The organism is Glycomyces sp. NPDC046736 (assembly GCF_040645615.1).
In the GTDB taxonomy this organism is placed as follows: Bacteria; Actinomycetota; Actinomycetes; order Mycobacteriales; family Micromonosporaceae; genus Glycomyces.
Window position 1 is genome coordinate 146,735 of the sequence record NZ_JBEYYO010000008.1, and the last position, 13,095, is coordinate 159,829.

The 13,095-nt window shown below is 70.1% G+C and carries 12 protein-coding genes; 2 read left to right on the top strand and 10 right to left on the bottom strand.

Annotated elements, in window-relative coordinates; genetic code table 11:
• Positions 1 to 876: 876 nt before the first annotated feature.
• Entirely contained in the window at positions 877 to 1,518 is a 642-nt protein-coding gene (locus AB0B28_RS10600) for a dihydrofolate reductase family protein (RefSeq protein ID WP_360119420.1), read from the bottom strand.
• Positions 1,519 to 1,555: 37 nt separating this feature from the next.
• Positions 1,556 to 2,326 (bottom strand): helix-turn-helix transcriptional regulator, encoded by a 771-nt coding sequence (locus AB0B28_RS10605; RefSeq protein ID WP_360119422.1) that lies wholly within the window; start codon positions 2,324 to 2,326, stop codon positions 1,556 to 1,558.
• 348 nt (positions 2,327 to 2,674) lie between these two features.
• Here AB0B28_RS10605 and AB0B28_RS10610 point away from each other — a divergent pair, with 348 nt between their 5' ends.
• Positions 2,675 to 3,367 (top strand): DUF2470 domain-containing protein, encoded by a 693-nt coding sequence (locus AB0B28_RS10610; RefSeq protein WP_360119424.1) that lies wholly within the window; start codon positions 2,675 to 2,677, stop codon positions 3,365 to 3,367.
• Positions 3,368 to 3,496: 129 nt separating this feature from the next.
• Positions 3,497 to 4,684, top strand: a complete 1,188-nt coding sequence (locus tag AB0B28_RS10615) for a hypothetical protein (protein ID WP_360119426.1) — start codon at positions 3,497 to 3,499, stop codon at positions 4,682 to 4,684.
• 8 nt (positions 4,685 to 4,692) lie between these two features.
• Here AB0B28_RS10615 and AB0B28_RS10620 read toward each other — a convergent pair whose 3' ends face one another.
• The 8 genes from AB0B28_RS10620 to AB0B28_RS10655 form a co-directional block, all read right to left on the bottom strand.
• Positions 4,693 to 5,460, bottom strand: coding sequence for a sulfite exporter TauE/SafE family protein (locus AB0B28_RS10620; RefSeq protein WP_360119428.1), 768 nt, complete (start codon positions 5,458 to 5,460; stop codon positions 4,693 to 4,695).
• 356 nt (positions 5,461 to 5,816) lie between these two features.
• Positions 5,817 to 6,821, bottom strand: a complete 1,005-nt coding sequence (locus AB0B28_RS10625) for a BadF/BadG/BcrA/BcrD ATPase family protein (protein WP_360119430.1) — start codon at positions 6,819 to 6,821, stop codon at positions 5,817 to 5,819.
• Positions 6,822 to 6,825: 4 nt separating this feature from the next.
• Entirely contained in the window at positions 6,826 to 8,046 is a 1,221-nt protein-coding gene (locus tag AB0B28_RS10630; RefSeq protein ID WP_360119432.1) for a family 16 glycosylhydrolase, read from the bottom strand.
• 53 nt (positions 8,047 to 8,099) lie between these two features.
• A complete protein-coding gene (locus tag AB0B28_RS10635; RefSeq protein WP_360119434.1) occupies positions 8,100 to 8,927 on the bottom strand; it encodes a carbohydrate ABC transporter permease in 828 nt (275 codons plus the stop codon).
• Positions 8,924 to 9,838, bottom strand: a complete 915-nt coding sequence (locus tag AB0B28_RS10640) for a sugar ABC transporter permease (RefSeq protein WP_360119436.1) — start codon at positions 9,836 to 9,838, stop codon at positions 8,924 to 8,926. Before AB0B28_RS10640 ends, AB0B28_RS10635 begins: the two co-directional genes overlap by 4 nt.
• Positions 9,839 to 9,860: 22 nt before the next feature.
• The gene (gene ngcE / locus AB0B28_RS10645) at positions 9,861 to 11,255 is read right to left on the bottom strand and encodes an N-acetylglucosamine/diacetylchitobiose ABC transporter substrate-binding protein (RefSeq protein ID WP_360119438.1); all 1,395 of its coding nucleotides are present in this window, start codon (positions 11,253 to 11,255) and stop codon (positions 9,861 to 9,863) included.
• A gap of 39 nt (positions 11,256 to 11,294) precedes the next feature.
• Entirely contained in the window at positions 11,295 to 12,062 is a 768-nt protein-coding gene (locus tag AB0B28_RS10650) for an SIS domain-containing protein (protein ID WP_360119440.1), read from the bottom strand.
• Entirely contained in the window at positions 12,059 to 12,982 is a 924-nt protein-coding gene (locus tag AB0B28_RS10655) for a MurR/RpiR family transcriptional regulator (RefSeq protein WP_360119442.1), read from the bottom strand. The genes AB0B28_RS10650 and AB0B28_RS10655 overlap by 4 nt, the downstream gene beginning before the upstream one ends.
• Positions 12,983 to 13,095 lie beyond the last annotated feature (113 nt).

Here is a 13,095-nt window from a genome sequence, read left to right on the forward strand (position 1 = left end):
TACGTACAGGGTTACGGATTCAGTGCAAGCGAACGAGATGTGTTCAATTTAAAGCAGACTACGACAGCCTCTGGCCGCTCGTACCGCCCACTGATGTTGAGACCAGTATCCCCATTGGAAGGGGAACGTCCGTCTCCGCTTGGACCCTGGGCTGGTACCACCGTCATCGATGCCTACGGGTATGTGACGACAGAGCGAGACGACTTGGTGGGTCTCGCCGGCCAGTGCAGGCATAGTTCCGTAGCAAGACTCTCGATACGTACGCCCGCCACCGAACCGTGCAGGACGCGAGAAAGGAGTGCAGACACAAGCGACCAGGAGCGAGTGCTCCCTGGTGGGGACACCCCAGATTGGACAGACTGGGCGCGTGCCCGCTACGCAGGCTACAGGTACAGAAGTGTCGCCAGGCGCTGGAAGGCGCTGGCGGTCAGTAGTGACGGAAGGAGGTGTATCGGCCATGACGACTACAACCGTGTCTTCAGTATCGGCGGCACACACCGCGACCACGATCGTGCCCTCACACGCACACCGACCGGGCTACACCGACCACGTGAACGCCACAGCGAACAGCGACACCACCGGCACCGCCACGAGGCTCCAAAGCACTCGGGGCACATCAGCACGCCCCGCGCACGGCCGCATCGAAACGGAAGACCGCAACCTCACCGCCCGCCCGAACCTCGGCCCGAACCGCCCCGGCCACGACCGCGCCGCCGCAGCACCCACGCACCCCGCAGTCGCCGCCCGCCCGAACCTCAACCCGAACCGACCGGGCCCCGACCACCCCACGGCGACACCCGATCACCCCGCAATCGCCGCCCGCCCGAACCCCGGGCCGAACCGGCCAGGCAGCGCTGTCCCTGCCGGAACTCTTGCCTAACGGGCGAACGTCACGTGAACCACCCCGCTCGGCGCAGCCTCGGTGGTGACCTTGTAACCGCGCTCGAACTCGCGCAGGTCGGCCCACAGGTTCTGGCCGCGGCCGAGCAGGATCGGGACGACGGCCACGTGGAGGCGGTCGACCAGGCCCGCGGCGAGATACGAGCGCACCAGGCTGACACCGCCGCCGACACGCACGTCAAGGTCCCCGGCGTCCTCCTTGGCGCGTTCAAGCGCGTCCTCAATGGAGGATTGCACGAAGTGGAAGGTGGTGCCGCCCTCCATCTTCAGAGTCGGACGGTCCTCGTGGGTGAGCACGTACACCGGGAAGCCGAAGGGCGGGGTGTCGCCCCACCAGCCCTGCCAGTCCGGGTCGTTCGGGTGGTCGTGCAGACCGAACATGCCCGCGCCCATGACCTCCGCACCGACGTTCTCGAAGTACTCCGCCGCGTAGTCGTTGTCAAGCCCGGTGGTGCCTTTACCGGTCTGTCCGAGCACGCGTTCGCGGAACGTCCGGGTCCCCACATACGTTGCGGTGAGCCGGTTCCAGTCCTGGCCTATCGGGTCCTCAGGCGTCTGGTCGGTGGTGGTGGCGTAACCGTCGAGGGAGATGTTGAGATCGACTCGTACCTTGCCCATGTCTCGCTCCTTATGCGTAGGTGTGCCCGACATACTCTCATCGGCCACCGACAATAGCCCTCAAGATCGCGGCCGTCGACTCGTCCGCCGGGTAGTACGACTCGATCGCGATGCCCTCCAGGGTGATGTCCTGCGGGGTGCCGAAGGTCGTGATCGTGGAGAAGAACTTGAGGTCGCCGCCTTCGTGGCGGACGATCATCGGGGTGGCGATCTCCTCCTCGGCGGAGACGGATCCTTCGGGGCCCCAGGCCAGGAACTCCTCGTACAGCGCGGCGATCGCGGGGTCGCCGGTGCGCTCCAGTTGCCGCGAAAGGCGGCCGCGCAGCACGGCGCGGACCTGGTCGAGGTTGACCAGGCGCGGGGCGAGCCCGTCCGGGGAGAGCGCGAGCCGCACCAGGTTGACCGGCGGTTCCAGCAGGCGCGGCGCGATGCCGGTGAGGAACGGGTCGAGGGCGCGGTTGTGCGCCACGAGGTTCCAGCCGCCGTCGATCACGAGCGCCGGGTACGGCTCGTGCGCGCGGATGACGGCCGTGACCGCCTCGTAGGCCGCGCCGAGGTCGCGGGCGGTGAACGCGCGCTCGCGGTACTTCGGTGCGTGGCCCGCGGCCAGGAGGATGCGGTTGCGTTCGAGCAGCGGGACGTCCAGGCGTTCGGCCAGGCGCAGCACCATCTCGGCGCTGGGCCTGGACTTGCCGGTCTCGACCAGGCTCACGTGCCTGGCCGAGACGTCGGCGGCGATGGCCAGGTCGAGCTGGCTCATGCGCCTGCGCTGCCGCCACTCGCGCAGCAGCTCCCCTGCCTTGGTCACAGCATGAGGCTATTGGGCACCGGCTCGGGGGCGCCTTCGGGGATCTCCTGGAAGACCTCCACATGCTCGGCGATGCGGTCGCCGTCGAAACGCCACACGTCGGCCACGGCGATCCAGTGCCCGGCCCACGGCAGTCATGCGCCCCAGTGTTCCCGGCGGCGTCGGGATTGTCGATGACATCGGATTTCATGGTTCGGGCGCGCGTGGCGGTGGGGGATGGTGCGGGCGGGGTGTTTTAGGATAGCCTAATTTCACATAGTCGAGCCTAATTCGAATGGGGAGGCCGCGTTGCGACCGACAGCGGCGGAAATCGCTCGGACCTTGGTCCGGGGGCGTTTGAAGGGGGCCTTGCGGTTCACGGACGGGACGTCGCAGACGCGGCTGTGCCATGCCACGGACCGGGTCGGGCGGCCGATGCTGCTGTCGGCGCGGGGGAACGAGCTCGCGAAGCGGCTGCGGGCGAGTGCGCTCGGCGAGCCGCCTCATGTGTGGCTCACGGTGGACGACCTGCCGCCGATCAAGGGGGCGCCGAGCCTGGGGCGGGTGCGCGTCTCGGGGTCGCTGCGGCAGGTGCCGAAATCGGAGACGGAGGAGGCGGTGCTCGACTTCGCCGAGTCGAATCCGGTGTCGCAGCTGTTCGACGTGGGCAAGGGCGTCACGTTGCACCGCATGGAGTTGCGGGGTGTCTCGCTGCGGCGCACGGGGACCACGGAGCTGATCGACCTGGCCGAGTACAGCGGCGCCGACCCCGATCCGCTGCACGAGTGCGAGCGTGAGCTGCTGGAGGATCTGGCGGACCATCACGGCGAGCAGCTCGACCGGCGGCTGCGGCGGCTGCTCGCCGACGCGGGTGTCGAATGCGCCGAAGCGCCGCGGGTGGCGCGGATGGACCGGTACGGGTTCGTGGTCGACCTCGGCGACACCGGCCCGTCGAGATGGGTGCGCATGGAGTTCCCGCGCGCGGCGCGGAGTCAGCATGATCTCGCGCATCTGATGCACCCGTTGCTGTTCCACCACCACCATCACCACGGCCCGGAGTGAGGTGTCCGAGGAGGGCCGTGCGCGAGCCTGCCCGGGAGAGCCGGTCCGTTGATGCAACCGCGTGTGCGAGGCATCGCGTCTGTATCACGCCTGCACTCGATCAGCGGAGGAACGCACACTATGGGACGGTTGAGCAGATTCGCCTGCGTCGGCACGGTCGCGCTCGCCTTGGCGGCCTGCACTGACGGCGGTGAAACCGCTTCCGGCGAGAGCGACGAGCTCCTCCGTATGCTCAACGAGAGCCGTCGTCTCGAAGCGGAGGTGGTGGCGCTCGAATACCGCTACATCGAACGCTGCCTCGAAGACCGGGGCCACACCGTCCACCAGCCGCGCGACCTCATGACCTGGGAGCCCGCCGAGATCACCGCGATCGCGCCGGCGAACCCGCACGCCCGCTCGCTGCCCGAGCCCGACATCGCGGCCGAGTGGGGTTTCGGAGTCTGGATCTACGACGAGCAGGCCGATCCAGATGCATGGAGCGAATACGAGGACGCCACATGGCCCGAGGCGTCCGAGGACACCTGGAACGAAGCAGACGACAGCGAGTTCATGGCCCTGAGTCCCGAAGAGCAGTACTCCTGGTACGTCGACTTCCTGGGCCGCGCCCAGGCGATGTGGTTGTACGGAGAGCACTTCGGATTCGAGGCGCCCGATGAGAACCTGCCCGAGGACGACGACGGCGAGATCGTGATCGACGAGGACATCTCCGAGGAGCCGCCGCCGGGCGGCTGCACCATGGAGATGATCGAGGAGTTGTACGGGGAACCGCATCTGGTCTCGACCGAGGGCGGCACCGCCGACAGCGTCGACGGTTACGTCGAATGGGCGTACCGCCCCGCGGTCCCGCTCGCCGACGTGTCGCCCCTCTACTCGGTCGAGGCCGCGATCGAGCAGGTCCAGACGGTCCTCACCGCCGACTTCCGCGGCCAGATCGCCGCCGAGGAGGACCGATTCCTGTCGTGCGTGGCCGATCGCGGCTACGGCGCCTGGGACTTCGAGGAGTCCGGCGGGCTCAACGTCCACGGCTACTGGGGCCTGATCTACGACGGCGCAGACTACACCGACGGCGACGGCGGCCCGTTCCCCGACCCTCCCTCGGACCTGCCCTTCGACTTCGAGTCGCTGCGCGGCCTGGAGATCGCCATGGCCGTCGACTTCGCCGAATGCGCCGACGACTCCGGGTTGCGCGAGGCGGCCGAGACCAGCTGGACGGACGTCAACCGCGACTACTACGAGTCGGCCGAGACCGCGATGTTCGCGTGGCAGGAGGAGATGCGCGGCGTCATCGAGCACGGCCAGGACCTGCTCGACGCCTGACCTGCGGTTCAGGTGAGGCTCTGGATCGCGTAGAGGACGGCCAGCGCGATGGCGAGGGTGCCCAGGAGGCGGCGGAGGAGGCGTTCGGGGAGGCGGGGTTGGATCGCGGCGCCGAGGTAGCCGCCGACGAGTCCGCCTGCGCCGCAGGCGATGCCGAGGGCCCATTCGGGGGCGACGTCGCCGGGGGCGGTGAGGCTCAGGACGGCGTAGGCGAGGCAGCCGGCGATCGAGGTGACGAACGTCGACAGGAGCGCGGCCGGAGCGACGGCGGCGACCGAGAGGCCCGCGCCGACGAGGATCGGGCTCAGCAGTGAACCGCCGCCGATCCCGTAGACACCGCCGACGCAGCCCGCGCCGAAGGCCAGCGCGAGGATCAGCCTGCGGCGGAGCGCGGGGCGGGTCCGGCTGGATTCGCGGCGCGGGAGCAGCAGCCAGACCCCGAGCGGCCCGAGTACGGCGGCGGCGCAGAGGCGGAACAGGTCGGGGTCGGCGAGGAGGTGGACGCGTGCGGTCGAGCCGACGAGCACACCGGGCAGCGCGCCGAGGATGAGCGCCCCGGCGAGCGGCGACCGCAGCGCCCCGGACCGCGCGTAGCGCATGAGCGCGCCTGGCCCGGCGACCACGTTGTACAGCAGGTTGGTCGGCGTGACCGCCGGGTTGGGCACGTGGAAGACGCTGAGCTGCACCGGCAACAGGAACACCGCCCCCGAGACCCCGGCGGGGGCGGTGACGACGGAAATGACGAACCCGGCGGCGAATCCGAGGAGCAGTTCCATGTCAGCGGAGGCCGCGATGGCGTGCGGTCATGGGCGGCCTTCCGGTGGACGACGAAACGCCGATAACTCTACTGAATCAGTAGGATTAATGGAAGCGGGGCAACACGCCTCCCACATGCGGAGACACCGAGCGCAGGGCACGCGGGCGGCGGGCGGCCTGACGCGAGTCCGAGGAGCGGAACGGCCGCGACCGGGCCAGCTTCGGCGATACGGCCCGAGTCCTGCGGCAGCGGTCGGGCCGCGTGAGGATCGGCGCGCTGTACTCGGCCGGTCCCGGGCATCGCGGCGTTCGGGAGCGCACGGCGTGACGCGGCGCCGTGCGAGAGGACGAGCCGGGTGTTCTTGTCGGGGCGCGGCTACGGGTTCGGGCCTTCGGGGTGGCGGAGCGAGAGGGCCGCTAGTTTCGCCGCGCCGAGCTCGGCCGGGCCTGCTTCGGTGATCGGGGCGTTCGGCCAGGTTTCGGCGAGGCGGGTGCGGACGCTTTCGCGGACCGGGGCGCTGCTGCGGAGGACGCTGCCGGACAGGACGATCGGGGTGTCCTCGCCCGGATCGCGGACCTTCGCGACGGCTGCGGCGAGGTGGGCGGCGGCCTCGTCGAGGATCGCGCGGGCGAGTTCGTCGCCCGCGAGCGCGGCCTCGGTCACGAAGGGCGCCAGGCGATCGAGGCTGCGGGGCGGGCGGCGATGGATCGCGGTCACGAAGGCGTCGGAAGCGGCTGCGCCCCTTGTGCCGGGTTCGAGGTCGGTGAGCGAATCGGTGCCGCGACTCGGGTCGGATTCGGCCTTTGCTCCGAGTCCGGCGTTCACCTCCGTCACCACCAGCTCCGTCAGTCGCGTCGGCGGCAGCCCTGCCTGGAGCCGCATCGCCGTATCGGCGGCGGCCCTTCGGCCTATCCAGAAGCCCGAGCCTCGGTCCCCGAGGAGCCAGCCGAGGCCGTCTCCCACACGAGTGATCCGGCCCGCGTCGATTCGGGCCGCCGCCGCGCCCGTTCCGGCGATGAGGACCGTGCCGAGCGGAGCGTCCGTACCTGAGGCGAAGGCGACTTGCGCGTCGCCTATCGCCTGGACCGGGCAGGTGAGGCCGGCGGCGTCCCAGGCTCGCTGGAACGCCGCCGTGGTGTCGGGCTGGTCGAAGCCGCCGACCCCGGCGAGGCCGAGGACGGCGGCCGCGATCTGCGAAGGATCGATACCGGCCAGGGCGTCGTAGAGGGCGCGGGCGACCTCCGCGGCGGCGAGGTCGGGCGGGACGGCCAGCGGGTTGCCGCCGCCGGCGCGGCCCGTCCCGACGGTCTGGCCGTCGAGGGTGGTCACGATCGCGCGGGAGGAGGTCCCTCCGACGTCGAGGCCCAGTACCAATCTCATGGGATCAGCATGACCCCAGGTCGGTCCACTGCGGCGTCCACCCCGGCTCGGAGCCCTGGGTCCACCAGTTCGCCCGCCACAGGTGCGGGCCGTCGCCGGACTTGGGGCCGCTGGGGTCGCCGTTCGCGCTGCGCTCGTGGACCACGGTCTGGCCCTCGGTGTAGGACGAGGCGAAGGCCCAGTTCGGGGAGTCGTCGCAGTCGGCCTCGCCGGGCGGGTCGGTCGGATCGGTGGGCGGGTCGGTGGGGTCGGTCGGCGGGTCCGTCGGCGGGTTGGTGGGACATTCCCCGCCGCCGGTACCCACGGTGTCGGTGTGCTCGGTGCCGTCGGCGCGGTAGCCGGCGACCAGGGCGTTCACCTCGGCGGGGCTGAGGACCTCGCCGGCGGTGTGCAGGACGTAGTCGACCTGCTGGTGGTAGACGCTGGTGCCGCTGCCCACGTGGGCGGCGGTGTCGATGAACCAGAGGTTGAAGTTGATGGACATGGGGGTCTCCGGGTAGTACTTCCCGGAGTGGTCGGCGAAGAGCTGGCCGTCCACGTAGTACTTGACGTGGCCGTCGGCGACGGTGAACACGAGGTCGTGCCAGCCGTCGAAGCTCTCACGCTGCGAGGTGTGGATGTTGTCGGCGATCCACGGCTCCTCCTGGTAGGTCTTCCAGGTGGTCTGGTAGAAGATGGGGCCGGTCTCGCCCCAGCCGCCGTTGGGCAGGTACTCGAAGTCGATCTCCCCGTAGTTCGGGTCCATCGGCGCGTCCAGCGGGGTAATGGTGAAGAACGTCTCGACGAGGTGGTCGCCGTCGGTCCCGCTCACCGGCTCGTCCGCGAACTTGACGCGGGCCGCGTAGGTGCCTTCGAAGAACTTCTGCTGGTGGAACAGCTCGGCGTGGCTGGTGCCGCCGCCGGTGCCGTCGGTGGCGGCCCGGAGCTGGAGCCCCTGGGAGCCGTCCACAGTGGGGAACGAGACGTTGCTCGCGGGCCAGGCCGCACCGGGCACGCCCGGGCCGCCGGCGTTGGTGCGGACGGTCCAGCCGCGGGCGGCGATGTCGGGGTCGGAGGACGAGTCGTAGGCGAAGTCGTCGAACAGGACGCCGTCGCAGGCGGCCGGCTCGGCGGCGTCGGCCGTGCGCTGCTGCGCCGTGGCCGTGACGACCCCGGCCGCGGTGACGGCGAGGACGGCCGCTGCGACGCCGGCGATGCGGCGGCGCGGGGCGTGGATGGTTGACATGATGAGCTCCCTTTCCGGTTGAACTCTGATCGGATGGACGGGGTTCGGAGGAATCAGCGGACCGCGCCGGCGGTCAGGCCGGAGCGGATCTGCCGTTGGAACAGGATGTAGGCCAACAGGACCGGCAGGATCGCGATGATCAGCCCGGCGAACAGGCCGGAGAAGTCACTGCGGTAGCCCTGGCTGACGGCGAGGGCGGCGAGGCCCTGCGCGAGCACGTAGCGGTCGGGGTCGGGGTTGAGCACCAGCGGCAACAGGTACTGGTTCCACAGGCCCAAGAAGTTGAAGATGCCGACGCTGACCATCCCGGGGCGGGCCATGGGGAGCATGACCTTGAAGAACACCCCGGTGTGCGAGCAGCCGTCGATGAACGCGGCCTCGGCTGTGGCCGTGGGGAGTCCGCGGAAGAACGCGTGCAGGAAGAACACGGTGAACGGCAGCGCGTAGGCGGCGTACACGAGGATCAGCCCGTGGTAGGTGCCGAGCATGCCGAGCTGGTTGACCACGAAGAACAGCGGGACGAGGGCCAGGAACACCGGAAAGAGCATCCCGGCCACGAGCAGGTAGTAGACGAGGCGGTTGCCGGGGAAGTCGTAGCGGGCCAGGCAGTACGCGGTCAAAGCGCCCAGGAGCATCACCAGGACCAGCGCGCCCCCGACCACGATGAGCGTGTTGAACAGGTAGCGGCCGATCTCGGCCTCCTGCCACGCGCGGGCCCAGTTGCCCCACTGCGGGGAGGCGGGCAGGGACCACGGGCTCGCGAAGATCTCCGCGTCGGTCTTGAGCGAGGAGACCACGGCCCACAGCAGCGGGAGGGTGACCAGCGCGGCCCAAACGATGAGGACGAGGTGGAGGACGCCGCCGGAGACTCGTTGCTTCATGCGAGTTCCACCCGCTCTCTCTTGGTGGCGCGCAGGGCGAGCGCGGTGAGGGTCAGGGTGATGAAGAACAGGGTCACGCCCATCGCCGAGGCGTAGCCGAACTCGCCGTAAGTGAACGCGGAGCGGTAGAGGGTCAGGCCGATGACCTCGGTGGCGTTGTCGGGGCCGCCGGGGCCGACGGTCATGATCTGGACCAGCGCGAACCCGTCGAGGGCGAGGATGCCGAGGTAGACGTAGGCGACCTGGACGCTGTCCCACACCAGCGGGAGGGTGATGCGGCGGAACACGGTGAACCGCCCGGCGCCGTCGAGGGTGGCGGCCTCGACCACGTCGGCGGGCACCGAGTCCATCGCGGCGGTGAAGAGCACGACGTAGAAGCCGACGGCCGACCAGATCATGACGGCGGTGACCGCAGGGAGCGCGCTCGCGGGGTCGGCGAGCCAGGCCCGTTCGAGCCCGCCGAGGCCGATCGCGCCGAGCACGCCGTTGAGGAGCCCGTTGCCGGGCGTGTAGACGAACTGGAACAGCACGCCGAGGATCGCCACCGACAGCAGCTGCGGGAAGAAGTAGACGATCCGGTACAGGCCCGAGCCGCGCACGCCGCGCCCGCTTCGGCGCATGCCGCCGCCGAGGGTCAGGCACGCGGAGAAGAACAGCGCGAGCACGATCGTGGCGGTCGGGACGACCAGGAGCATGAAACCGTTGTTGCGCAGGGCCGAAAGGAAGAGCTTGTCGCTCCACAGGTCGGCGAAGTTGGCCAGGCCCACGAATCCAGCCTCGGCCGACAGGCCGTTCCAGTCGGTCAGCGCGAGGTAGAACGCCTGGGCGTAGGGCGATACGACGAAGACGCCGTAGAGGAGCAGGGGCGGCGCGAGCGCCCCGATCAGGAACCGGTACTTGCCGTGTCGCATGGCTCGGGCCTCCCCTGCGTGCTCAGCGCTCGTACTTGACGACGGAGTCGTCGGCGGCGAGGGCGTCGGCGGCGGCCTGGATGCGGTCGGCCCATTGCTGAGCGTCGGCGCGGCCGCCGAGGAGTTCGCCGGTGGCGGTGTCCACCTCGACCGCGAGCTCGGGGTACCAGGTGCGGTACTTGTAACCGAAGACGTGCTCACCGGCCGACTCCAACGTCGAGGCGACGGAGGCGAGACCGGAGGAGAGGTCGAGGCCCTCGGTGGCCCCGCGCACGACCGGCATGGCCTTGGCCGACTCGGCGAAGCCGCGGGCGACCTCGCCGGAGAACAGGCACCGCAGGTAGTCGAGGCCGCCGCGCGGGTTGGCGGCCTGGGCCGGGACCAGGAACGACTCGCTGCTGGCGCCTTGGACCGCGCCGTAGGGCAGCGCGTCGGCCGAGGTCAGGGCCGGGACGGCGGCCAGGGTCATGTCGAAGCCGTCGGGGGTGACGCCCTGCTGCTCGCCTTCGATCCACGAGCCGCAGGGGATGAACGCGGCCTGGCCGTTGCACCAGGCGTTCTGGGCCTCGGTGTGCGAGAGCCCTTCGGAGCCTTGGAGGATGTGGCCGCCGGTGACGAGGCCGTGGATCGCGTCGGCGGCGGCGAGCATGCCGTCCTGCTGCCACGCGCCGGGTTCGAGGTTGTCGACCGCGTAGACCAGGTCGAGGCCGCCGGCCTTGGCGGCGAGGGACTGGAGCGGGTCCATCATGTACTCGGGGTACTTGCCCTGCCAGGTCCAGGGGGCGATCCCGGCGCCTTTGATCTCTTCGCAGAGGGCGAGCATGTCGTCCCAGGTCTCGGGGGCGGTCCAGCCGTGCTGGTCGAACAGGCTCTGGGAGTACCACAGGCCCCAGACCACATAGGAGTAGTTGAGGAAGCGCACGGTGCCGTCGAGCGTGCCGTCCTCGACCACGCCGGGCAGGAGCAGGTCGCGGACCTTGACACCCGGGTCGTCGACGCTGGGGGCGTCGAGGAGTTCGGCGAGGTCGGTGAGCTGGTCGGCGGCCGCGAGCGCGGCGATGTCGAGGCGTCCGGCGCCGGAGTTGTCCACCACGTCCGGCGGGTCGCCGGCCACGAAGCGGGGCTGGAGGACCTCGCCGACCTTCTGGAGGCCTTCGTGAGTGACGGTGGCGCCTGGGTGGCGCTCCTCGTAGAGGGTCACGGCGTGCTGGGTGTACTCCTCGCCGTAGCCGCCGTTGAACATGACGACTTCGAGGTCGGCGCCTTCGGGGACGCCGAGCGGGTTGTCCTCGGTGACGGTGCCCTTGGTCTGCTCGGGCTTGTCGCCTCCGGCGGTGACGCAGCCGGAGAGCACGGTCGCTGCACCGGCCACTGTGGAGAGTCGCAAGAGGGTACGACGGGAGGATGGGAGGTTCATGAGGGGCCTTTCTACAGGTCGGAGAGGTTGGGAAAGCCGCTAGGCGGAGCGGCGGATGCGCCCGGCGTAGCGGGCTTCGAGGGCGAGGTTGTGGTCGTCGCCGCCGGGGATGTTGGCGGACAGGTAGACCGGAGGGGTGTGCCCGGCGTCCACGAGGCGCTGCACGGCCTCGCCGACGACCATCTGGGCCAGCACGGCCGAGGTGACCGAGGAGACGGCCCCGACCGCGCCGCCGCCGGGCAGTGGCATCGCCGCGTCGCCGTAGGGGGCGCCGTTGTCGAGCACCACGTCGGCGATCTCGGCGAGTCGGCGGCCCGACGGGTGGCGGGACGGGGTCTTGGCGCTGTGCTCTGCGGAAGTGAAGGCGATCAGGGGGTGGCCCTTGTCCTTCACCAGGAGCGCGAGTTCGACGACCACGCCGTTGATCCCCGAGTTCGAGGCGATCGCGAACACGTCGTCGGACTCGGCCGGGACGGTCGCGTACAGCTGGTGGGCGATGTCGGGATTGCGTTCGAGGAACGGGTCTTCGAGCGTCGAAAGAGGACGGCCGCCGACGAGCACCAGGTCGCGCAAAGCGATCTTGTTGGAGGGCACCAGACCTCCGGCGCGCCCGGCGAGCTCCATCGCGAGGGCCTCGGAGTGCCCGGACCCGAACGCCTGGAGGACGCCGCCCGCGGCGATCGAGTCGGCGATGAGGCGCGCGGCCTCGCTGACCGCGTCGACCTGCCCCTCCCCCACGCTGCGGATGGTCTCGCTGACGAGATCGAGATAGGCCCGGCCGGTGATGCGGGCGGTCGGATCGGTCACTGGTCCTCCTGAGATCGGTTGCGGCGGTTGCGATTCGGTTCGTCGGCGAACCGGTGGGCCTGCACGGCCCTGGCGGTGACCTCGAACGCCTCGGTGGTGCGCTCATAGGTGCGCTGCGCGACGGCCACGTAGATGAGGTCGAGGACCAGGAGCTGGGAGTGCAGGGCCGAGAGCGCGGCGAGACGGAACGTGGTCTCGTGGACGGCGGTCGTGAGCACCACGTCGGCGGCCTGAGCCATCGGGGAGCGGTCGAACGAGGTCACGGCCACGGTGAGCGCGCCCTGCTCGCGGGCCTCGGCGAGGACCTCGACCACTTCGCGGGTGCGGCCCGAGTGGGAGAGCCCGATCGCCACGTCGCCGGGGCGCAGCAGGGCCGCGTTGGTCAGCGCGGTGTGCGAGTCGGGCCGGAACCAGCAGGGAACGCGGATGCGTTCGAGGCGGAAGGCCAGCTCGCGCGCGGCGGTGCCGGAGCTGCCGAGGCCGAGGAGCTCGACGCGCCCGGCCTCGGCCACGGCCGCCGCTACGCGGTCGATCCGTTCGAGGTCCACACGCGAGGCGGTCTCCTGGATCGCGCGGGAGTCGGCGCTGGCCACGATGTCGAGGACGCGGTCGAGCGGGTCGCCCGGCTCGATCTCGCGGTCGATGTCGGTCTCCCAGCGGGCCTGCTCGGCGCGCCCGCCCTCGGCGGCCAGCGCCACGCGCAGTTCGGCGTACCCGGAGAACCCGAGCACCCGGCAGAACCGGGTGACCGTGGCGGTCGAAGTGCTCGCGCGCTCGGCGAGATCGGCGATCGACGCCCGCGCGGCCCCGTCCGGGTCTTCCAGGATCTGCAACGCGACCCGTTGCAGCGCATCGGGAAGCGTCTCCAACTCAGTCCGCAGCCGCCCGACCACGCTCTGGTTCCGCACCGTCGCCGTCACCGAAACTTCCTTTCATCGAGCTTTCCTTATGAAGAAAATTACGATGAACAGCGCGCCAAGTCAACCTTTGAAGATAATTAATTTCATCGAAACGAATCGCCGCAGGCAGCGCC